This window comes from Isoptericola sp. NPDC055881 (assembly GCF_053615895.1).
In genome coordinates this window covers 47,138-68,299 of sequence record NZ_JBSHCR010000004.1, presented here as the reverse complement: position 1 = coordinate 68,299, position 21,162 = coordinate 47,138, and the positions used below count along the sequence as shown (strand labels likewise).

Below are 21,162 nucleotides of genomic sequence, written 5' to 3'. Positions count from 1 at the left end.
CGCGCCCGCCCGCCTCGCCGCGGGAGCGCCGGGTGGCGACCATGCGAGAGCCCTGGGCACCATCGACGTGCGGCGCCCGCCTCGCGGTCGTCGCGGGCCGGACGTCCAGCAGCGCGGCGGCCGGTTCCCCCAGGAAGGACGAGCGGTGCGAGCACTCACGTGGCAGGGCAAGGAACGGGTCAGCGTCGAGGACGTTCCGGACCCGCACGTCCAGGAGCCGACCGACGCCGTCATCCGGGTCACGTCCACGGCCATCTGCGGGTCCGACCTGCACCTTTACGGCGTGCTGGGCATGTTCCTCGACGCCGGAGACGTGCTCGGGCACGAGGCGATGGGCGTCGTCGAGGAGGTGGGGGACGACGTCGGGAACCTCGCCGTCGGCGACCGCGTCGTCGTCCCCTTCGGCATCGCCTGCGGGCACTGCTGGATGTGCACGCGCGGGCTGCAGAGCCAGTGCGAGACCACGCAGGTCCACAGCCAGGACAAGGGTGCGGCGCTGTTCGGGTACACCCGCCTGTACGGGCAGGTGCCGGGCGGCCAGGCCCAGTACCTGCGTGTCCCGCAGGCGCAGTACGGGCCCGTCGTCGTCCCCGCGGACGACACCCCGGACGAACGCTGGCTGTACTTGTCCGACGTACTGCCCACCGCGTGGCAGGCCGTGGAGTACGCCGACGTGCCCGACGGCGGCAGCGTCGTCGTGCTCGGGCTCGGGCCGATCGGCCAGATGGCGGCCCGCATCGCCCGGCACCGCGGGGCGGGCACGGTCATCGGCCTCGACCCCGTCCCCGAGCGCCGGCTCATGGCCCAGCGGCACGACATCATCGCCTTCGACCCCACGGCGTCGGACACGCGCGACGCCGTGCGCGAGCTGACCGACGGTCGCGGGGCCGACGCCGTGATCGACGCCGTCGGCATGGAGGCGCACGGCTCGCCCCTGGCGCACACCACGCAGAAGCTGGTGGGACTGCTCCCCGACGCGGTCGCGGCGCCCCTGACCGAGAAGGGCGGGGCGGACCGGCTCGCCGCGCTCCTCGCCGCGTTCGCGCTCGTGCGCCGCGGCGGCACCGTCTCCCTCTCGGGGGTCTACGGCGGGGCGAAGGACCCGCTGCCGATGATGCAGCTCTTCGACAAGCAGCTCACCCTGCGCATGGGCCAGGCGAACGTGCGGCGCTGGACGGACGACCTGCTCCCCCTGGCGCAGGACCCGCGCGACCCGCTGGGCGTGCTGGACCTGCGCACGCACCGCATGTCGCTCGAGGACGCCCCCGAGGCGTACCGCACGTTCCAGCGCAAGGAGGACGGCTGCATCAAGGTGGTCCTCGACCCCTGGGCCGCCCAGGCGTAACGGGTCAGCAGCCGCTCAGTCCGTCGTGCGGAACGCGCGCCGGCGCGCGTGCTCGTGGAGCCGGTCCAGGGTCGCGAGCTGGTCCTCGGCCAGGACGCCGAGCTCGTGGAACTGGGCCGGGTCGAGGCCGAGCTCCGCGGCGTGCTCCTCCAGGGTCCGCCAGCCGCCGATCTTGCCGACGACGGCGGAGCGCATCAGCTCCGTCTCCAGCACGACGGACATCGGCGACCGGGAGACCACCCGCCCGTTGAGCTTGAGCCGCCCGAACCGCTCGCCCACGGCCGCGACGAGCTGCCGGTACGGGCGGCGGGGCAGGCCGAGGCCCCGCATCAGCCGGCGGTAGAGCTCCCGCTCGCCGCGGATCTGCTCCGCGACCTCGGCCAGCTCGGGGTGCAGCGGCAGGTCCTGGTAGTCGGCGACCATGCGCTCGATGCGGCCGAGCCCCGCGGTGGCCCCGGACAGGTGGTCGGAGAGGTACAGGCCCAGCAGGTAGCGGTCCACGCCCGGCGGGACGGCGGCCTGCTCCGCCCCGCGCGGTGCGGGCGAGAGCACGGGCGGTCGCGTCGGGGACGGGCGCATCGGCGCCGAGCCGACCCCGTCACCCTCGGACATGCCGCGCACGACGTCGAGCAGCGCCTGCGCCGCGGTGCGGCGCGCCGCCCAGCCCAGCTCGGCCTCGACGCGACCGGTGTCCATCAGCGGGGCGCCCATCGCCATGTCCACCCACCCGGGGTCGGCCGCGACCAGGCGCGCCTGGTACGCGAGCGCCACCGCCGCGCGGACGGCGAGGGGCGGCACCTCCACCAGCCGTCCGTGGTCGACGAGCCGCGCGAGGTCCTCGCCGCGCAGCACGTCCGGCGCCGCCACGTTGAACGCACCGCCCGCGCGGCGCAGCAGCACGCGGACGTACGCGTCGGCGGCGTCGTCGGCGTGCACCGCCTGCAGGCGCAGCCCGGCGGGCAGCGGGAGCAGCGGCGGCCGGCCGTACCGCAGCAGCCGCACCGGCAGCAGCCGGCCCACGAAGTACCGGGTCACCTCCGCCCCGGCGTCCTCCTGGAACACCAGCGCGGTGCGGAGCCGGGCGACCACGACCTCCGGGTGGTCGCGTTCGAGCTCGTCGAGCACGTCCTCCTGGGCGGCCTTGTCCACGCTGTAGTGCGACGTGGGCATCCCGTCGGCGGGCCAGTCCTCGGCGCGGGGGACGTCGTCGTCGACCGGCGCGTACGCCCCGACGGAGGACGCGACGACGAGGTGCCCCACTCCCGCGGCGACGACGGCGCGGGCGACGCGCCGTGTGCCCTCGACGTTGACGGTGCGCAGCAGGGTGCGGTCGCGGTTGGGCTGGACCAGCCAGGCGAGGTGCACGACGGCGTCGGCGTCCCGGAACAGGTCGGTGAGCCGCTCGACGACCTCCGCCTCGTCGCCCGCGAGGTCCGCCGCCGCCCACTCGGCGTCCCGGTACGGCTCCGCGTTGCGGTCCGGCAGCCGTCGGGCGACGCCCAGCACCGACGTCACCTCCGACTCGGCCACCAGGGCGCGCAGCAGCGCCGTCCCGACGTTCCCGGTCTGTCCCACCACGACGACTCGCATGCCCCTCACCGTGGCACCGGCCGCGGATGCCCGCAGGCGGGCCGCGTCAGTCGAGCGCCGGTGGCCGCTCGGTATAGCCCGGGGCGAGGCGCACGTACCGCGCCGCGTCATCGTCGCCCGCCGACGCGATCTCGGCCGTGGCGACGTCCTCCCAGCCCACCAGGAACGTCCCGCGGTGGCGCCGCCGCACGAGCTGCGGGATCGGCCACGGCGACCGCACGTCCTTGCGCTCGTAGCCGTGGAAGGAACCAGCGCCGCGGGGGCCCACGAGCAGCCCCACCAGGCGGGCGCGGCCGACGGCGTCGCGGCGCGCCCGCGCGCTCAGGGGCGGCTCGTGCTCGGCCTCCTCCCGGTCCTCCCCCTGGCCGGGACCGCCCTCGGGCTCGTCGACCACCTCGAGCGCCAGGCGCACGTCGACGACGACGCCGAGCACGGCGCCGTCGGGCCCGAGCACCCGCACGTCGAGGAGGTCGCCGACGTTCATCCCTCGGCCTCCGGGTCGTGCCGGCCACCCGGGATGCGGCCGATCAGGCGGTCCCGCAGCCAGTGCTCCACCCAGTCGGCGTCGAGCCGGTCCGAGGACACCGTGAGCTCGACCGCGGTGCCGACGTGCCCGACGTCGTCCCAGGCGATGCGCGGCAGCCGCGACGCCGGGACGCGCCCGCCGAAGAGCCGCGCCGCGAGCGCGGAGCCGACCAGGATCGCGGCCACGTGCGCCTCCTGGCCCGCCTCGACCGGGCCGCCGTCCGGGCCGGCCAGCTCCAGGTCGTCCACCGTGAGGACGGGCTCGCCGTCGTCGTCCAGCACCTGGCGGCTGAGCAGGTGCAGGCGGGCGTCCACGAGGCGTTCGGTCATGGCCCCGCTCCCGTCGCGATCATCAGGGGGATCGCCGCGACGGCCGCGACGACCACGATCACCAGGTACACCGTGCCCAGCGCATTCGTGACGCGCCCGTTGACGTGCTCGCCCATGTACTCCGGGTCGTTGGCGACGACGAGGATCGGCACGTACGTCAGGGGCAGCGCGACGGCGGAGAAGACCACGGACATCTCGGTCACCGCCACCGGGTCCACGCTCGTCATGAGGATCCCGACGGCCATCAGCAGCGCCACGATCATCGTGAGGTGGAAGCGCGCGGCCCGGGCGGGGCGGCGGAACTTGCCCCACGACCACCCGAGGTACTGGGCCAGCGAGTACCCGCTGGAGAGGGCGGTCTCGAGCGCGGCACCGAAGGTGGCGGCCACGATCCCGACGATGACGATCGCGAGCAGCAGCACCCCGCCGGCCTGCGCCACGGGCAGCACGATCTGCGACAGCGTGGACACCTCGATGCCGGCGGGCAGCAGCACGACGGCCGCGCAGCCGGCGATCGCGAGCGACAGGAGGCCACCGAGCGGGAACCCGATCAGCACGTTGGTGCGGTTGGTCGACAGGTCCTTCGCCGTCCACCGCTCCTCGATCGCGCCGGAGGAGAAGAAGAACACCTCGTACGGCGTCATCGCGGCGCCGAACAGCGCCACCGCGTAGTACCAGTACGACGCCGGCGACTCGGTCCCCGGCGGCGACGGCGGCACCGCCTGGCGCAGCAGCTCGCCCCAGTCCGGGCCGAGCAGGAACAGCGCGACGGCGAACCCGACGAGGAGCAGGCCCAGCAGGCCCGCGACGTTCTCCAGGATCTGGAACTTCACGCGCCACAGCACGAGCCACACCGCGAGCGCCGCGACCGGGATCCACAGCCGGGGCTCGACGCTGCTCGCCAGGCTCAGCGCGAGCGCGATGCCCCCGACCTCCGCGGTCAGCGTCAGCAGGTTGATCGCGAACGACGCGACGAGGTTCGCGCCGGCGGCGCGCGGTCCGAGGCGCTCGCGCACGATCTCGAACGTCGCGCGCCCGCTCACGGCCGCCACCCGGCCGGCCATGCTCGCGAACAGGCAGATGCCGACGATGCCGAGCAGCACGACCCACGCGAGCGACATGCCGAACCGGGACCCGACGACGGCGTTGGTGACGAGGTCACCGATGTCGACGAACCCGCCGATGGCGGTGAGGATGCCGAGGGCGGCGGCGAGCAGCTTGTTCATGGTCCGCCCGCCTCGGCCAGGACGGCGTCCGTCTTGTCGGTGGCGGCCGCGAGGTCGGCCTGCAGCTCGTCGGCCGACGTCGGCACGTCCTGCGCGCCCGCAAGGTTCCCGCCGGACCGGGCCGCCACCCAGGCGCGCGCCGCGACGAGGGCGTCCGACACGTCACCCATGGCCTTCAGGCCCGCCGTCCGGTGGTCCGAGGACGCCGTGTCGGGCGGCACGAGGGTGGTGAGCGCGGACTCGGCGTCGTCGAGGACGCGCAGCTGGTCCAGCAGGGCCGTGTCGGCGATCGGCCCGGTGATCCGTCCCTGGTCGAGCAGGCTGACGGTGAGGCTGGCCGTCTCGCCGACGGAGCCCGCCTGGGCGAGCGCGTCGGCGACGGCCGCCGTCGCCTGACCCGGTTCCTGCCGGCTCGCGACGCATCCCGCGCACGACGCGGCGACGAGGATCGCGGCGACGGCGACCGCTGTCCCGCGCGCGCCCGTCCGTCGTCCTGTCACGTGCCGATGTTGACCACGGGACGGCGTGTTCGCACGTCGGAGGCGCGCGCGCCTCTCAGCGGGCCTTCACGGCTCGCAGCGCATTCCCAGTTCTCCCCCAGTGGACGCCGGAGGCGGCGGTGTCCACTGGGTGACGTCCCCACCAACGGACCGGGAACGGTCCATCCACGACCCCGGAGCCCCCATGCCCCCCGTCGCCCTGTACGCCGTCGACCTCGTCGCCGTCGCGATCCTGACGTTCGCGCTCTACTTCCCCCGGCACCGCCGCCGCGACCTCGTGGTCGCCTACCTCGGTGTCAACGTCGGCGTCCTGGCCGTCTCGGCCGTGCTGTCGTCGAGCACCATCGCCGCCGGCCTCGGCCTGGGGCTGTTCGGCGTGCTGTCGATCATCCGGCTGCGTTCCGACGAGCTGTCGCAGCGCGAGGTCGCGTACTACTTCGCGGCGCTCGCGCTGGGCCTGCTCGGCGGCATGGGCACGTCGACCGGGTGGCTCGGCCTCGCCGGGTCCGCCCTGATCCTGGTGGTGATGGCCGTGGCCGACCATCCCCGCCTGCTGGCCCGGCACGCCGCCCAGACGATCGTGCTCGACCGCGCCGTCGTCGACCGCGACGAGCTCACCGCGCACCTGGAGGCCCTGCTGGGCGCCCGCGTGCACTCCGTGAGCGTGCAGTCGATCGACCTCGCGAACGACACGACGCGCGTCGAGGTCCGCTACGAGCTGCCCCGCCCCGGTGCCCGGCAGGTCGCGCCCACCGGCGCGCACGACCACCTGACGGTGACCCGATGACGGCGGCGGCCGTGGGCGCGACGGCGCAGGACGTCGTCACCCGCGGGCTGGCCGGTGCCCGTCCGGTCACGCTGGAGGAGGTCGACGCGACCGCCGCGCTCCAGACCCGGGTGGACCGCAAGTACGTGCTCACCCCCGCGGAGGTCGCGGCCCTGCTGGCGGCGCTCGCCGCGCAGGCCGAGCCCCGCGTGCTGGAGATCGGCGGCGACCGCGCCTTCACGTACGCCTCCACCTACTACGACACCGCCGACCTGCTCACGTTCCGACAGGCCGCGCGCCGCCGGCGCCGCCGGTTCAAGGTGCGCACCCGCACCTACGTCGACACCGGCAACACGACGTTCCTCGAGGTCAAGACGCGCGCCGCGCGCGGCGTCACCGTCAAGGAACGTTGCCCGTGGGAGCTGTCCGCCCCGCTCGGGGGCGCCGGCCTGGAGTTCGTCGACGACCGGCTCGCCGCCGCCCGCCTCGACGCACCGCCGTCGGCCGACCTCGTCCCCGTGCTCCGCTCGGTGTACCGGCGCACCACGGTGCTGCTGCCCGACGCCCGCATGACCCTCGACTCCGGGCTGCGCTGGCGGCTCGCCGGCCCCGACACCGGCCCTGAGACTCTGCACGGCGACCGCACGGCCGACGTCGGCGACCTCGTGGTCGTGGAGACCAAGGCCGGCACCGCGCCGTCGTCCGCCGACCGCGCCCTGTGGCGTGCCGGCCACCGCCCCGACCGCATCTCCAAGTACGCGACCGGGCTCGCCACCCTGCGACCCGACCTGCCCGACCATCCCTGGCGCCGCCTGCGGCGCGAGCGGCTGGGCGTCGTCTGACCTCCCTGCACCCTGTCCCCTGAGAGGACCCACCATGCGCATCCCCCGCCCCCGCACGCTCTGGACCCGGACCCTGGCCGCCGCGGCCGCCGGCACCCTCGCCGTCGGCGCGCTCGCCGCCTGCGACGCCGGCTCCGCCACCTCTGCCGCGACGGAGGACGCCGGCACGACCGCCGCCGAGATCTCCGCGACGGACAACTCCGGCCGGTCCGCGCAGGACGTCCTCGCCGCGAACCTGTCGTCCGACGACACCGCGGCCCTGGCCGACGCGACCTGGGACACGGCCGACGAGGTCGCGGTCTCCCTCGACGGCGACACCGCCTCCGCCTCCGGGGACGGGGTCACCGTCGACGGCTCGACCGTCACGATCACGCAGCCCGGCACGTACCGGGTCTCCGGCACGCTCGACGACGGCCAGGTCGTGGTCGACTCGTCCGCCGACGGGGTGGTGCGCCTCGTGCTCGACGGCGCGGACGTCACCAGCTCCACCGGTGCCGCCGTCGACGTCCAGGACGCCGACCAGGTGTCCGTGGTCCTCGCCGACGGCTCCACCAACCGCCTCGAGGACGCGCAGGAGTACGCGGACACGACGTCCGACAACGCGGCCAACGCCGCCCTGTACTCGACAGCGGACCTGGCGATCTCCGGCACCGGTGCGCTCGAGGTGGTCGGCAACGCGAACGACGGCATCACCGGCAAGGACGGCCTCGTCATCGCGGGCGGGAACATCTCCGTCACCGCCGCGGACGACGCGGTCCGCGGCAAGGACTACCTCGTCGTGTCGGGCGGCACGGTCGACGTCCAGGCCGGCGGCGACGGGCTCAAGTCCGACGCCGACGACGACGCGACGGCCGGGTACGTCGCCCTCACCGGCGGCGACGTGACCGTCGACGCCGCGTCCGACGGCGTGCAGGGCTTCACCGACGTCGCCATCACCGGCGGCACCCTCACCGTGACCCGTTCCGAGGAGGGCATCGAGGCCGCGACCATCGCCGTCTCCGGCGGCGACACCGACATCACGTCCACCGACGACGGGCTCAACGCGACCGTGAAGGAGGCGGAGGACTCGACGTCCGACACGACCGATGACACGGCGACCGACGACCAGCAGGCCCCGCCGCAGGCGCCGGCGGACGGACAGGCGCCTGCGGACGGGGGCCAGCCGCCCGCGGACGGCGAGATGCCGCAGGGCGGGGGCGGCGGCATGGACGCGGTGCAGGAGGGCGCGTCGCTCACGATCACGGACGGCACGCTGCACGTGGACGCCGAGGGAGACGGGCTGGACTCCAACGGCGTGGCGGCGATCAGCGGCGGCGACGTCGTCGTCGAGGGCCCGACGAACGGCGGCAACGGCGCGCTCGACTCCGCCGGCGGTCTCACCGCCACGGGCGGCACGCTGCTCGCCGTCGGCTCGTCGGGCATGGCCGAGGCGCCCGAGACGGACTCGACGCAGGGCTGGGTGGCGCTGACCGCCGACTCGACCCTGGAGGCCGGCACCGAGGTGGCGGTCGTGGACGCCGACGGCGCGCAGGTCGCCACGATCACGCTCACCAAGAGCGCCCAGTCCGTCGTCTACAGCGGCCCGGAGATCACCGACGGCGCCACGTACACCCTCACCGCCGACGGCACCGAGGTCGGCACCGCCACCGCCGGCGACGCCCCCGCCGGCGGCATGGGCGGCATGGGCGGCGCGGGCGGCGGCCAGCCGGGCCAGGGCAACCAGACCGACCAGTCGTCGTCGAGCACCACCACGAGCTGACCGCGAGGTAGTCCAGCACCAGCCGAGGTAGTTCCGAACATGCCGAGGTAGTTCACAACGTGCCGAGGTAGTGGACCAGTCCACTACCTCGGCACGTTCGCCACTACCTCACGGAGCCGAGGACTACCTCGCGAGGCCCGCAACTACCTCGCGGGCCCCGCAACTACTTCGCGGGCCCCGCAACTACCTCGCGAAGCCCGCAACTACCTCGCGGAGCTGGGAACTACCTCGGCAGGTGGGGTGGCGCGCGTGGGCCGGCGCTCCGCGTCGTACGCTCGAAGGCGTGCAACCCGTTCCCCGGCCGCTCGCCCCGACGTACCAGGACCGGCGCTGGGAGCTCCCGCCGGACGCGGTGGTGCACCACGGCACGGTGGACGACGCGGTCCGGCTGCTCCACGGCCGCACGATCACGGCGCTGACGGGCGCGGGCGTCTCCACGGACTCCGGCATCCCGGACTACCGCAGCCCTGACTCGCCGAAGCGCGCGCCGATGACGTACCAGCAGTTCGTCGCCGACGAGGCGTTCCGCCGTCACTACTGGGCCCGCAACCACGTGGGCTGGCAGGTGGTGCACCGGACGGAACCGAACGCCGGGCACCGCGCGCTCGCCACGCTGGAGGGCCGGGGCGTGGTGCGCGGCGTCATCACGCAGAACGTGGACCTGCTGCACGAGGACGCGGGCTCCCGGCACGTCATCGACCTGCACGGCCGCTACGACCGCGTGATCTGCCTGCAGTGCGGGCGCGTCATCAGCCGTGCGCACCTGGCGGAGCGGCTGGACGCGCTCAACCCGGGCTTCGTCGAGTCGGTGCTCGCCGACGGCGCGACGGTGGCGGACATCGAGACCGCCCCGGACGCGGACGCCGTCATCGAGCAGACCAGCCACTTCGTGCCCGCCGCGTGCGAGTTCTGCGGCGGGGTGCTCAAGCCGGAGATCGTGTACTTCGGGGAGAACGTGCCGCGGGAACGGGTGGAGCGCGCCTACGCGCTGGTGGACGACGCCGACGCGCTCCTGGTGGCGGGCACGTCGCTCACCGTGATGAGCGGGCTGCGGTTCGTGCGGCACGCGGCCAAGGCGGGCAAGCCGGTCGTCATCGTCAACCGCGGCGAGACGCGCGGCGACCCGCTGGCCACGCTCAAGGTGGACGACGGCGTCACCGAGACGCTCGTCACGCTGGCCGAGCACCTCTGACGGTTGGGCGAGGGAGGCATCGTGCTGGACGCGGTCGTGGTCGGGTCGGGCCCCAACGGGCTCGCGGCCGCCGTCACGCTCGCTCGCGCCGGGCTGTCCGTGACGGTGCTGGAGGCGAACGCGACGGTCGGCGGCGGCGCCCGCACCCTCGCACCCGGGGACGACGGCGACCTGCTCGCCGGCCTGCCGGAGGGCGTCGTGCACGACGCGTGCTCCGCCTGCCACCCGATGGCCTGGGCGTCGCCCTTCTTCCGCGCCTTCGACCTCGCCGCGCACGGCGTCGAGCTGCTCACGCCGGAGGTGTCGTACGCCCAGCCGCTGCCGGACGGCCCGGCGGGGGTCGCCTACCGCGACCTCGACCGCACGGTCGACCGTCTCGGCACGGACGGACCCGCGTGGCGCGCGCTGATGGGTCCGCTCGCCGCGCAGTGGGAGGCCGTCGTCGCCCTCGCGATGGGCGACCACCGGTCGGTGCCGCCCGGGGTGCTCGACGCCGCCGACCCGGCGCGTGCCGTCCTCGCCGCCGCCCGGTTCGGCCTCGGGCTGGCCGAGCAGGGCACGTACGCCTGGGACGCGCGGTTCACCCAGGAGGCGGCCCCGGCCCTGCTCACCGGCATCGCCGCGCACACGATCGTGCCGCTGCCGTCCCTCTCCGGCGCGGGCACGTCGCTGCTGCTGGGGGCGCTGGCGCACGCGACGCCGCGCCGCCCGGGTGCAGGGTCGGGTGCAGGGTCACAGGCGGGCTCCGCCGAGCTCGCGTTCGACGGCGGGTGGGCGATCCCGCGCGGCGGGTCGGGCGCGATCACGGCCGCTCTCGTCGCGGACCTGGAGGCGCACGGCGGCACGGTCGTGACGGGCCACCGGGTGCGCACCCCGGCCGACGTGCCCGCGGCGCGCGTCGTGCTGTTCGACACCTCGCCCCGCACGCTGCTCGACGTCGTCGGCGCCGCGGTCCCCCCGGGCCTGCGCCGCGCGCTCGAGGCCTACCGGTACGGCAACGCCGCCGCCAAGGTCGACTTCGTGCTCTCGGGGCCGGTCCCGTGGGCCGACCCGGAGGTGGGTCGCGCGGGCACGGTGCACGTGGGCGGCACGCGCGCCGAGCTGGCCGAGGCGGAGGGCGAGGTCGCGGCGGGGCGGCACGCCGCCCGGCCGGTATGCCTGGTCAGCGACCCGACCGTCGTCGACGCCTCCCGGCGCGTGTCCACGTCCGGCGGCGAGCTGCGCCCCCTGTGGACGTACACGCACGTGCCCGCAGGCTCCGACGTGGACGTCACCGAGACCGTCACCGCGCAGATCGAACGGTTCGCCCCCGGCTTCCGCGACGTCGTCGTCGCGTCCCGGGGTGTCCCCGCCGCCGAGATGGCGGCCCACAACGCGAACTACGTGGGCGGCGACATCTCCGCCGGCGCCGCCACGATGTGGCAGATGGTCGCGCGCCCCGCCCTGCGCGCGGAACCGTACCGGGTCGCCGGCGGCGTCTACCTCTGCTCGGCGTCCGCCCCGCCCGGCCCAGGCGTGCACGGGATGGGCGGCTGGCACGCCGCTCGCCGCGCGCTGCGCGACGTCTTCGGCATCCGGGTCACCGCGCTGTGACGACCGTCAGCCCGCGGCCCAGCGGGTGCTGCGCTCGCGCAGGTCGGTGACGCCGACCCGACCCGTGGGCGAGAGTGTCGCCACGCGTCCCCGCGGGCCGAGCCCCGACCGGTAGCGCTCGGCGAGCGCGGCCTCCGCGTCGGCGTCGCCGCCGTCGGCGGCCACGAGCAGCGCGGCGAGGGCGTCGGTGAGGGTGTCCCACGCGTCGTCCGACAGCGGCACCGCGGGCACGTACCCGGGCGGCGAGGCGGCGGCGAGCGCCGTCAGGCCCGGGTGGTCGGGCAGCGCGCCCCAGAGGTCCCACAGCAGCACCTCCTCGCGCATCCGGTGGGCGAGCTCGAGCAGCACGTAGCCGCGCACGAAGTCCTTGCCGCCCAGCTCGGGCAGCTCCGGGGCGACGCCGTACGACGCCGGGTCGACGTCGCCGGCGCGGATGGCGCGCCACACCTCGGCGGCGGTGGGGAACGGTGACGACGGGCCGGTCGGCATGTCGTGCACGTCGAAGCCCCAGGACCCGTCCGGCGTGAGCTCCGGGTCCCAGCGCACCCAGCGTCCCCCGCCGTCGTCGGTGGCCTCCCAGTGCTCGACGACCACGTGGTCGTGGAAGAACGGCGGGTTGAAGTACCCGGCGAAGCCGATGCGCGAGCGTGCCGGCACGCCGTGCCGGCGCAGCACGCCGAGCGAGAACAGCGTGTGGTCGCGGCAGCACCCGGCGACGAGCTCTCCCGGCTCGCGGCCCTGCGTCAGGGGTCCGGGGCGGCGCTCGACGGCGGCGTCGAGCGTCGACTCCAGCCACCGGCGGTCGATGTCGGCGCGCTGGTCGTCGCGCAGCGGCACCCCGTCGGCGCGGTAGTGCACGATCGTCGCGCACGCGGCCCGTCCGACGTCGGCCGGCACGGGCGGCACGGCGGCGAGCAGGTCGCCGTGCGGGCCGGGGTCGGAGTAAGGGCTCTGCCGGGCGTAGTCGGCGAGGGTGGGGGCAGCGGTGTCCATCCTGGTATGACCTCCGTCGGCGGCGAGAGTCGTCGCCGTCAGCGGCGGGACTCGAAGAAGTCTCGCAGGATCCGCCCGCACTCCTCCTCGCGCACGCCGCCGACGACCTCGACGGCGTGGTTGGCGCGCTGGTCGCGCACCAGGTCCCAGACGGACCCGGTGGCGCCGGCCTTCGGGTCCCACGCGCCGAGCACGAGGCGGCGCACCCGCGCCGCGACGAGCGCCCCGGCGCACATCACGCACGGCTCCAGCGTGACGACGAGGGTGCAGCCCTCCAGCCGCCACTCGCCGCGGGTCGCCGCCGCCTGCCGCAGCGCGAGCACCTCGGCGTGCGCCGTCGGGTCGCCGGTCTCCTCGCGGCGGTTGCGCCCGAGCCCGACGAGCCGACCGTCCGCGTCGAGGACCAGCGCCCCGACGGGGACGTCGTCGCTGGCGAGCGCGTGCGACGCCTCGTGCAGCGCCAGGCCCATGAGCGCGTCCCACACGGCGCGCCGACCGCTGACCGTCTGCGGGGGGAACTCGCCGTCGGCCCAGGGCAGCGCGAGACCGCGCGGCCCGCGCCCAGCGCCGTCGTCGGCCATGTCCCTCCCCCGTTGTCAGACCCACGCCAGCGTATAGAGCGACGTGGGTCTGACAACTCCCGGTACCGTGGGGCCCATGCGCCTGCACGTCGCCGACCACCCGCTGGTGGACCACAAGCTCACCGTCCTGCGTGACGAGAACACCCCGTCGGCGACGTTCCGTCTCCTCGTCGACGAGCTCGTGACCCTGCTCGCCTACGAGGCGACGCGCCACGTGCGCACCGAACCCAAGGAGATCCGCACCCCGGTCACCACGACGACAGGCGTGCGCCTCAGCGACCCGAGCCCCATCGTCGTGCCGATCCTGCGCGCAGGGCTCGGGATGCTCGAGGGCATGACGCGCATGATCCCGACGGCGGAGGTCGGCTTCCTCGGCCTGCAGCGCGACGAGTCCACCTACGAGGCCGTCACCTACGCGAACCGCCTGCCCGACGACCTCACCGACCGGCAGGTCTTCCTGCTCGACCCGATGCTCGCCACCGGGGGCACGCTGGTCGCGGCGATCGACTACGTGCTGGAGCGCGGGGCGCGCGACGTCACCGCCGTCTGCCTGCTGGCCACGCCCGAGGGCCTCCAGGTGCTCGAGAACGCCGTCGGCTCGCGCGTCGACGTGCAGATCGTGGTGGCCGCGGTGGACGAGCGCCTCAACGAGCAGAAGTACATCGTGCCTGGCCTCGGCGACGCCGGGGACCGGCTGTACGGCATCGTCTGACCGGTTCGGAAGATCAGGACCGGGCGGTCAGGATCTGATCAGGCGGTCAGGATCAGGCGGGCCCGCTCAGCGGTACTCGCAGTCCCCGATCCGCTCCCACCTGGCGTGGTACCCGCTGCTGCCGGCCCAGCGCCCGGCAGCCTGGTTCCCCTGGGAGTCCTGGCCGTTGCCGTTCCCGTTGCCGTTCCCGTTGCCGTTCGCGCCGTTGCCCTGGTTCCCCTTGCTGCCGGTGTCGGCAGCGGCCGCGTCGCCGGCACCCTGGCTACTCTCTCCGCTGTTGGCCTGCGCGCCCACGTAGCGGTAGTTGCCACCGCGCCAGGACGCGACGTCGCCCACCTCGTGACCGGTGCCCCAGCGGTGCGGTGCGGCGCACCAGCCCGAGGTGCCGGTGAACGGGTCGACGACGAGGTCGGAGGACCAGTCGCCGGAGCTCACGGTGAACGTCGCCCCGCGGGGGCCGTCGACGGTCCCGGCTTCCGCGCGCACGCTCTGCCGGGCGGGCACCGTCGTCGTCACGCGGGCTCCGTTGGTGCCTTCCACGACGAAGTCCTGCGGGACGGACGAGCCCGTGTTGTCGAGCACGACGGAGACGGAGCGGGTCGACGCCGACCGCCAGCCGTTCTTCGTGACCTGGACGTCGCCCGGCTCCTGCCGGGCCTGCGGGGCGACGACGACGCACGACACGGCGTCGTAGGCGACGGTCCGCTCGACGACGAGGTCACGTTCCTCGACGGTCCGCGTCAGCCGCACGGTCGCCGATCCGGCGTCGGCGTTCAGGCCCCCGACGGACGTGGTGAGCGTGGCGGCCGACCCCGCAGGGACGCGCGACGGGTCGCCGTCCCCGAGCCGCGCCCTCCACCCGACCGCTCCCCGGTTGCGCACGGCCACGGCGACCTGCGCCTGGTCGTCGACGCACTGGGTCGCGACGCTCAGGTCGACCGCGTCGTCGGGCCACGTCGCGGTGGCGCAGCTCTCGAACGCCGGCACGTCCACGCTGGTCAGGCCGCGGCCGTCGGCGGTCACCGCGACCTTCTTCGTGTTCCACGGGACCGACACCTGGAGCTGGCCCTTCGCGCCGGCCGCGAGGACGGCCGCGCGGCCCTCCCCGGTGCCTTCCGACGCGGCGAACCGCACCGGGAACGTGGACCCCGAGTTGTCCACGGGGATGGTCACCGTGCGCCACGAGGTGTCGGCCGAGGAGTCGAACCGGCACTCGGCCGCGGTGAGCGCCGCGGGACCGCCCACGGCCGGGGCGAGCGACGCCGCCTCGTACCGCTTGACCGGCGCCACGGCGGGCACCACGCCCTGCGCGGGCTCGTCGCCGTCGGAGTCCGCCACCCAGCGGTACAGCTGGAACTCGGCGGTGCCCGCGTCGAGCGCCGTGCGGTCGGTCGGCACGACGAACGTCGCGGTCTCCCCCGGCGCGAGGCGCTTCTGCTCGGTGACCCCGCCGGCGGCGGACATGCCCGCCCGCATCGGCTCGTCGCTGATGTTGGTCAGCGTGCCGCGCACCTGCATGCGGCCGTCGTCGTCCGTGACCACGGCGGTGCTCGAGACGTCCCAGCGCGGGTCGTAGCAGTCGACGGCCTGGTGCGGGCCGCCCGGCACGGTGGTGCGGTAGGTCTGGCCGCCCAGCGTGGTGGACACGGCCCACGACGCCGCACCCGACGGCACGCGCAGCCCGTCCGGCACGTCCGCGGTGACCGACTCTCCCGGCGCGAGCTCCCTGGACGTCGGGCCGGAGCTCCCTGCCGCGTCGAGCCGCACGGTCACCACCTGGTCCGTGAGGTTGACGTACGTACCGCGGACCGCGGCGTTCGCCATGCCCACGCCGCCGGACGCGAGGCAGAGCGCCTGGACGGACCGTGCCCCGCCGGCGGCCCCCGCCCACGGCTGGGCCACCGTGACGGCGGCAGCCCCGGACAACGTGTGGGTCGAACCCGGCAGCTGGGGCGCGGCGGCGACCGTCACCGCTCCCGGCGTGGCAGTCCCGTCCGCGATGACGCGCAGCCGCACCGACCGCTGCTCGCCCGGTCCCAGTGGCGCGGCGTCCGCGGCGGCGACGCAGGTCCAGACCGTGCCGTCCGCCGTCGTCCCGTCCGTCGGGGGCAGGCACGTCAGGTCGCCGTCGGAGGCGACGGGCCGCAGGCCCGGCGGCACGGTCAGCGCGACGGACCAGCCGACGGCCGCCTGGTCGCCCGTGTTCCGCACCGAGACCGGCACCCAGGCGGAGCCAGGGTTCGACACGGGGACGACGTCGCCCGTGGATGCCGTGAGCTCGGCGCCGTAGGGCAGCACGGTGGTGGGCGGCAGCGTGAGCGCCTCGGGCGCGACGCCGGCGGCCCACACCGACCCGCCGATCACGTAGGCCCCGCCCGCGCTCGCGCGCACCGGCAGCGACCCGGTGACGGACCCGCCCGCCGGGATCGTGCCGAGCGTGCAGCGCGCCGTGCGGCCGGTCGCGTCGGTGGGGTTGCAGGCCAGGGCGTCGGCGGCGATCGTCCCGACCGTGGTCGCCCCGACGGACGCGACGGGCAGCGCCAGGTCGACCCCGGCGGGCAGCGCGACCTCGACCACCGCCTCGTCGGCGTCGGCGCCGCCCGTGTTCGCGACCGTGAGGACCAGGGGCTGGCTGGTGCGCGGCTGGAGCGGCGTGGCCGCCGCAGAGACGGCGAGGTCGGCGACCGGCGGGAACGGCGTGGTGGGGAGCAGGTTCACGGGGTTCGTCGGGTCCGTGCTGGGGTCGTCGGCGTCGCCCGGCTCGTCCGTCCTGACCTCGCCGGGCTCGACCGCGACGTCCGTCGTGTCGCCGGGCGCGGCCCACGGCCGCCCCTCGACCGTCACCGGGGCGGTCGGGGCCGCCGCCGGGGGCTCGTGGCTGGTGCCGATCGCGTTGAGGACGGTCACGACGCCGACCGTCGCGACGGCGACGGCGCTCGCCGCGGCCGCCACCCCCGCCGTCGTGCCCATGACGGCGCCCGCGGCCGCCGCGGTGCCCGCCGTGGCCGCGGTGGCCGCCGACCCGGTGGCGACGCTCGCCGTGGCCGCGCCGGCCAGGGACGCCGCGCCACCCGTGGCACCGCTGGCGGCGGCCGCCGTCGAGCCTGCCGCCGCCCCGGTCGAGATGCTCGCCGCGCCGCCGGCGCCCGTGGCGCCGACGGTCGTCCCCGTGACGCTGCCGGTGACCGTGCCGACGGACGTCGCCCCGGCAGCCGCGCCGCTGCCGGCCGCCGCGCTGCCGACCGCTCCGCCCAGCGCGCCGACCGTGCCCCCGATGGGCAGCGCCCCCACGACGGCGAGGCCCGCCAGCCCGACGATGAGGGGCGCGACGACGGCGCGCATGCCGTGGGCGACGTCGCCGAGCTCGAGCACGAGCGAGCGGCACTCGCTGCACGACTCCAGGTGGGTGTCGACCTTCGCGACCTCGCGCCGCGCCAGGCCGCCGCGCACGTACGCGCCGAGCAGCGGGTTCACGGCCCGGCACCCGTCGGTGGGTGCGTGCGTGAGGTGCTCCTGCAGGTACCCGACCCGCAGTCCCTCGCGGGCGCGGTAGGCGAGGGCGGAGACGCCGTTGGGCGTCAGGCCGAGGATCGGCGCCACCTCGGCCGGCGTGCGGCCCTCGATCTCCGTGTACCAGAGCACCGCCTGCCAGCGCTCCGGGAGCGCCTGGTAGGCATTCTTCACGACGGACCGCTCGAACCCCTCGAACGTGGGGACGTCGGTGGAGTCGACGAGGCCGAGCGCGGCCTCGAACGTGCCGTCGTCGGCCGTGGGGCGGGTGCGCCGCACCCCGCGCGCGAGGTCGGCGGCGAGCCGCCGCACCACCGTCAGCAGGTAGGCGCGGAACGTGGCGTCGGGGCCGCCGCCGTGCTGCAGCACGTCGAGCACCCGGTGGAACGCCTCCGAGACGAGGTCGTCCGCGTCGGCCGCGGAGCGCACGTACTGCCTGGCCACGGCGCGGGCTGCCGGCACGTGCCGGACGTAGAGAGCACCGAACGCCTCGAGGTCGCCTCCGCGCACGTCCAGGATCAGCTCGGCGTCACTGCGTGCCGAGTCGTCCGACCCCACGTAGACGTCCGTCATGGCCGACCTCGCTCTGGCTCTCCCACGCGATGCTCCCGCGCAGACTCCCGTACTGTACGTGCGCGCAGCCGGTCGTTGAGGGGTGAACTTTCTCAAGAAAGACGCAGGATATCCGCAAGTTTCCGTGCCTCAGGCAGCGGAAAGCGCCTCCGCGACAGTTCTCGCCCGTGTCAGTGGGGCGCAACTGCGTCATGATGGCTGCCCATGGGGCTCCCATCATCATGAACCGGTCCACGAGCGGGCCCACGGACGCGCCCGAGCTCCCCTCCGAGGTGCTCGACCGTTGGCGCGCGACGAGCCTTGCCGACGTCTGGCTGCGCCCGGACGACTGGTACCACCCGGCGGTCGACGCGCTGGTCGAGGCGTTCGACGACGGCCGGTCGCCCCACGCCGCCGCCCACCGGCTGGGTGCCGCGCGCGGGCGCGCAGGCGTCGGGCTGGGCGAGACGCTGGACGACGTGGAGTGCCTCTACCGTGCCGCCCACCGCGCCCCGGACCCCGACGCGATCCGTGCGGTCGCCGTCGGCTGGGTCCGTGGACGCGACACCGAGCCGGCCCTGAGCGGGCTGCGCGACCCGGGCACCGGGCTGCCCACGCGGGCCTACCTCACGGAGCGGCTGCGGGAGACGTACGGCGCGGCCGTCGGGTCCGAGCACGACGTGCCGACCACGCACTGCCTCGTCGTCATCGACGTCGCCGTGGACGGGCTGGCGCCCTGGGACCGGGCCGCGCGGTCCGCGACCGTGGGCCGCGCCCTCGAGCAGGTCTTCGGGGAGGGCCACCCGATGGCGGCGCTGACCGACGGCGTCTTCGCGGTGCTGACCCGCCGCGACGCCAGGGTGAGCGACCTGGCGAAGACCACCCGCCGGGTGGTCGAGCGCAACGCCGCGCTCATGGGGATCGGGGACACGATGCGGCGCCCCACCCGGGTGTGGGTGGAGCGCCTGCCGACGTCGCACGCCGCGGCCGCGGAGCTGCTCACGCAGCTGACCCGCTGACCGTCACGCTGCCCCCCGCGCTGACCGCCACCTGGGTGCCGACGAGGCTCAGGGGTGCGAGTAGGTGAGGCAGTCGGCGTGGCTCTCGTCGTCCGGGCCGGGCCCGACGCGGATCGCGGCCGCCGCGCACTCGAGCTCGTGGTTGTGGACGCAGTCCCCGCGCTGGCACGCCCCCACGTGGGCGACGACCTTCTCCAGGCCGCCCTTGGCGCTCAGCGGGATGAACGTGGCGCACGACGCGTCTCCGGTGTGACCGGCGATCGTCACCGCACCGGCGTGACAGCCGTGGTCGTGGTTGTAGCCGCAGCCCTCGACGGTGCACTCGGTCACCTCGGGCATCTCCATCAGAGTGCTCATCGTGCGCTCCTCGCTGCTCGCCGTCGGCTCGCGCCGCCTTGAGCCAGGATAGGACTCACGCACGGAATATGCGATGCGAATTCGCCCTCGAATTCAGCAAGGAAAGCCTCACCTATTGCGACGGGATTTAGCGAAGAATTGCATGGCGAAAAGACGGCGGGCGGCGGCTCTCAGCCGCGTCGGGGCAGGGGGCGCCAGAGCACCAGCGCGCCTTCCGCGGCGTCCAGCTCGGACCGCTCGGCGCGCCGCACCCGCTGACCGCGGCGCACGACGACGACGTCGCCCGACGAGCCGGCGGCGAACACCCGGCCCCCGGGCTGCATCGCGAGCGCGGTGAGGCGTGCCTCGAGCTGGGCCACGTGCTCCTGCAGGTCGAGGATGCGCCGGATGCCGGCGAGGTTGATCCCCTCGACCTGCGCGAGCCGCTGGACCTCCAGCAGGCGGGACACGTCGCGCTGCGAGTACCGCCGCCCCCGGCCCGCGGTGCGGCGGGGCGTCACCAGGCCGAGCCGGTCGTACTGGCGCAGGGTCTGCGGGTGCATCCCGGCGAGCTGGGCGGCCTGGGACACGGTCAGCACCGGGGCGTCCTCGGTGACCATCGCTACCTCCCTCGCACGGTGCACGTCGCCCGGGCCGTCACTCCGCGGCGCGCTGCGCCAGCCCTGCCCGGACGTCCTCGTGGTCGCTCTCGGCGGCGAACGCCTCGAGCGCCTCCTTCGCCTTCTTGCTGAGCTTCTGCGGCACCGCGACCTGCACGGTGACGAGCAGGTCGCCCTGCGCCTTCGTCGTCCGCACGCCGCGGCCCTTGACCCGCAGCACGCGGCCGGACGGCGTGCCCGCGGGCACCTTGAGCCGCACGGTGCTGCCGTCGAGGGTGGGCACCTCGAGCGTGGTGCCGAGCGCGGCCTCCGTGAACGTGACGGGCACCGACATGCGCAGGTTGACGCCGTCGAGCGTGAACACCGGGTGCGCGGAGACGTGCACGGTGACCACGAGGTCGCCCGCCTCACCGCCGCCGGAACCCGGCCGCCCCTTGCCGCGGATGCGCAGCTTGCGGCCGTCGTTGACGCCCGCGGGGATCTTGGTCTTGACCTTGCGGCCGTCCACCGTGAACTCCACGGTGGCGCCCTCCACGGCCGTGCGGAACGGCAGCGTGGTCTCCGCCGCGACGTCCGGGCCCTTCTGCGGTGCGGTGAAGCCGGCGCGCCGGCTGCCGCCGCGGAAGCCGCCCTGGCCGCCGAGCATCGAGCTGAGGATGTCCTCGAAGCCGCCGGCGCCCCCGCCCTGCGGGTACTGCGTGTAGCGGGCGTTCGGGGCGCCTCCGCCGAACATCGACCCGAACACGTCCTCGAAGCCGTTGCCGCCGCCACCGGGGCCCGCCGCGAACCGGGCGCCGCCACCGGCCATCGCGCGCACGGCGTCGTACTGCTGACGCTGCTCGCTGTCCGAGAGGACGGCGTACGCCTCGCCGATCTCCTTGAACTTCGCCTCGGCCGACGCGTCACCCGGGTTCTGGTCCGGGTGGTACTGCCGCGCCAGCTTGCGGTACGCCTTCTTGATGGCCGCGTCGTCCGCGTCCTTGGGGACGCCGAGAGCGGAGTAGAAGTCCTTCTCGATCCAGTCCTGACCTGTCACGACGTCCTCCTTTCGTCACGGGGCGAGGTGGCGCAACCCTGCGCCGAGGGGGGGGGCCCCGCCGGAAATCTAAAAGGGGGCGGCCACCCCCCCCCGCGGGGGGCGGGGCACCCAAGATGCCGTAAGGTGAAACGG

The 21,162-nt window shown here is 75.2% G+C and carries 19 protein-coding genes; 8 read left to right on the top strand and 11 right to left on the bottom strand.

Features of this window, described 5'->3' with window-relative positions; genetic code table 11:
* Positions 1–145: 145 nt before the first annotated feature.
* Positions 146–1,345 (top strand): zinc-dependent alcohol dehydrogenase, encoded by a 1,200-nt coding sequence (locus ACWGKI_RS02230; RefSeq protein WP_452184339.1) that lies wholly within the window; start codon positions 146–148, stop codon positions 1,343–1,345.
* 15 nt (positions 1,346–1,360) lie between these two features.
* Here ACWGKI_RS02230 and ACWGKI_RS02225 read toward each other — a convergent pair whose 3' ends face one another.
* Genes ACWGKI_RS02225 through ACWGKI_RS02205 form a run of 5 tightly spaced genes read right to left on the bottom strand, consistent with a single transcriptional unit; the run spans position 1,361 to position 5,516 of the window.
* The gene (locus ACWGKI_RS02225) at positions 1,361–2,935 is read right to left on the bottom strand and encodes an NAD-dependent epimerase/dehydratase family protein (RefSeq protein ID WP_452184337.1); all 1,575 of its coding nucleotides are present in this window, start codon (positions 2,933–2,935) and stop codon (positions 1,361–1,363) included.
* A gap of 46 nt (positions 2,936–2,981) precedes the next feature.
* Positions 2,982–3,419, bottom strand: a complete 438-nt coding sequence (locus tag ACWGKI_RS02220; RefSeq protein WP_452184335.1) for a PRC-barrel domain-containing protein — start codon at positions 3,417–3,419, stop codon at positions 2,982–2,984.
* Positions 3,416–3,790: a hypothetical protein gene (locus tag ACWGKI_RS02215; RefSeq protein WP_452184333.1), complete on the bottom strand. Its 375-nt coding sequence runs from the start codon at positions 3,788–3,790 to the stop codon at positions 3,416–3,418. Before ACWGKI_RS02215 ends, ACWGKI_RS02220 begins: the two co-directional genes overlap by 4 nt.
* Entirely contained in the window at positions 3,787–5,016 is a 1,230-nt protein-coding gene (locus ACWGKI_RS02210) for an NRAMP family divalent metal transporter (RefSeq protein WP_452184331.1), read from the bottom strand. Before ACWGKI_RS02210 ends, ACWGKI_RS02215 begins: the two co-directional genes overlap by 4 nt.
* Positions 5,013–5,516, bottom strand: coding sequence for a hypothetical protein (locus ACWGKI_RS02205; RefSeq protein WP_452184329.1), 504 nt, complete (start codon positions 5,514–5,516; stop codon positions 5,013–5,015). The genes ACWGKI_RS02210 and ACWGKI_RS02205 overlap by 4 nt, the downstream gene beginning before the upstream one ends.
* A gap of 184 nt (positions 5,517–5,700) precedes the next feature.
* Between ACWGKI_RS02205 and ACWGKI_RS02200 the strand changes: the two genes are divergently transcribed.
* The 5 genes from ACWGKI_RS02200 to ACWGKI_RS02180 all read left to right on the top strand — a co-directional run bounded on the left by ACWGKI_RS02200 (position 5,701) and on the right by ACWGKI_RS02180 (position 11,668).
* Complete coding sequence (locus ACWGKI_RS02200) at positions 5,701–6,303, top strand: DUF4956 domain-containing protein (RefSeq protein WP_380241516.1); 603 nt, start codon at positions 5,701–5,703, stop codon at positions 6,301–6,303.
* Entirely contained in the window at positions 6,300–7,124 is an 825-nt protein-coding gene (locus ACWGKI_RS02195) for a VTC domain-containing protein (RefSeq protein ID WP_452184327.1), read from the top strand. The genes ACWGKI_RS02200 and ACWGKI_RS02195 overlap by 4 nt, the downstream gene beginning before the upstream one ends.
* A gap of 34 nt (positions 7,125–7,158) precedes the next feature.
* The gene (locus ACWGKI_RS02190) at positions 7,159–8,883 is read left to right on the top strand and encodes a carbohydrate-binding domain-containing protein (protein WP_452184325.1); all 1,725 of its coding nucleotides are present in this window, start codon (positions 7,159–7,161) and stop codon (positions 8,881–8,883) included.
* Between the two features lie 283 nt (positions 8,884–9,166).
* Entirely contained in the window at positions 9,167–10,075 is a 909-nt protein-coding gene (locus tag ACWGKI_RS02185; RefSeq protein ID WP_452184323.1) for an NAD-dependent protein deacetylase, read from the top strand.
* 21 nt (positions 10,076–10,096) lie between these two features.
* Positions 10,097–11,668, top strand: coding sequence for a phytoene desaturase family protein (locus ACWGKI_RS02180; RefSeq protein WP_452184321.1), 1,572 nt, complete (start codon positions 10,097–10,099; stop codon positions 11,666–11,668).
* A gap of 6 nt (positions 11,669–11,674) precedes the next feature.
* On the opposite strand, the gene ACWGKI_RS02175 is transcribed toward ACWGKI_RS02180, so the two are convergent.
* Together ACWGKI_RS02175 and ACWGKI_RS02170 are read right to left on the bottom strand one after the other, a co-directional pair.
* Positions 11,675–12,661: a hypothetical protein gene (locus ACWGKI_RS02175; protein WP_452184319.1), complete on the bottom strand. Its 987-nt coding sequence runs from the start codon at positions 12,659–12,661 to the stop codon at positions 11,675–11,677.
* A 38-nt stretch (positions 12,662–12,699) separates the two neighbouring features.
* The gene (locus ACWGKI_RS02170; protein WP_452184418.1) at positions 12,700–13,131 is read right to left on the bottom strand and encodes a nucleoside deaminase; all 432 of its coding nucleotides are present in this window, start codon (positions 13,129–13,131) and stop codon (positions 12,700–12,702) included.
* 187 nt (positions 13,132–13,318) lie between these two features.
* Between ACWGKI_RS02170 and upp the strand changes: the two genes are divergently transcribed.
* Positions 13,319–13,954, top strand: coding sequence for a uracil phosphoribosyltransferase (gene upp, locus ACWGKI_RS02165; protein ID WP_380241530.1), 636 nt, complete (start codon positions 13,319–13,321; stop codon positions 13,952–13,954).
* A 66-nt stretch (positions 13,955–14,020) separates the two neighbouring features.
* Here upp and ACWGKI_RS02160 read toward each other — a convergent pair whose 3' ends face one another.
* Positions 14,021–18,037, bottom strand: coding sequence for a sigma-70 family RNA polymerase sigma factor (locus ACWGKI_RS02160; RefSeq protein ID WP_452184317.1), 4,017 nt, complete (start codon positions 18,035–18,037; stop codon positions 14,021–14,023).
* 221 nt (positions 18,038–18,258) lie between these two features.
* Between ACWGKI_RS02160 and ACWGKI_RS02155 the strand changes: the two genes are divergently transcribed.
* The gene (locus ACWGKI_RS02155) at positions 18,259–19,035 is read left to right on the top strand and encodes a hypothetical protein (protein ID WP_452184316.1); all 777 of its coding nucleotides are present in this window, start codon (positions 18,259–18,261) and stop codon (positions 19,033–19,035) included.
* 48 nt (positions 19,036–19,083) lie between these two features.
* Here ACWGKI_RS02155 and ACWGKI_RS02150 read toward each other — a convergent pair whose 3' ends face one another.
* The 3 genes from ACWGKI_RS02150 to ACWGKI_RS02140 all read right to left on the bottom strand — a co-directional run bounded on the left by ACWGKI_RS02150 (position 19,084) and on the right by ACWGKI_RS02140 (position 21,027).
* The gene (locus ACWGKI_RS02150; protein WP_380245475.1) at positions 19,084–19,392 is read right to left on the bottom strand and encodes a DUF1540 domain-containing protein; all 309 of its coding nucleotides are present in this window, start codon (positions 19,390–19,392) and stop codon (positions 19,084–19,086) included.
* A 170-nt stretch (positions 19,393–19,562) separates the two neighbouring features.
* Positions 19,563–19,991, bottom strand: a complete 429-nt coding sequence (locus tag ACWGKI_RS02145; RefSeq protein ID WP_380245476.1) for a heat shock protein transcriptional repressor HspR — start codon at positions 19,989–19,991, stop codon at positions 19,563–19,565.
* A 37-nt stretch (positions 19,992–20,028) separates the two neighbouring features.
* Complete coding sequence (locus ACWGKI_RS02140; protein ID WP_452184313.1) at positions 20,029–21,027, bottom strand: DnaJ C-terminal domain-containing protein; 999 nt, start codon at positions 21,025–21,027, stop codon at positions 20,029–20,031.
* Between the last annotated feature and the right edge of the window lie 135 nt (positions 21,028–21,162).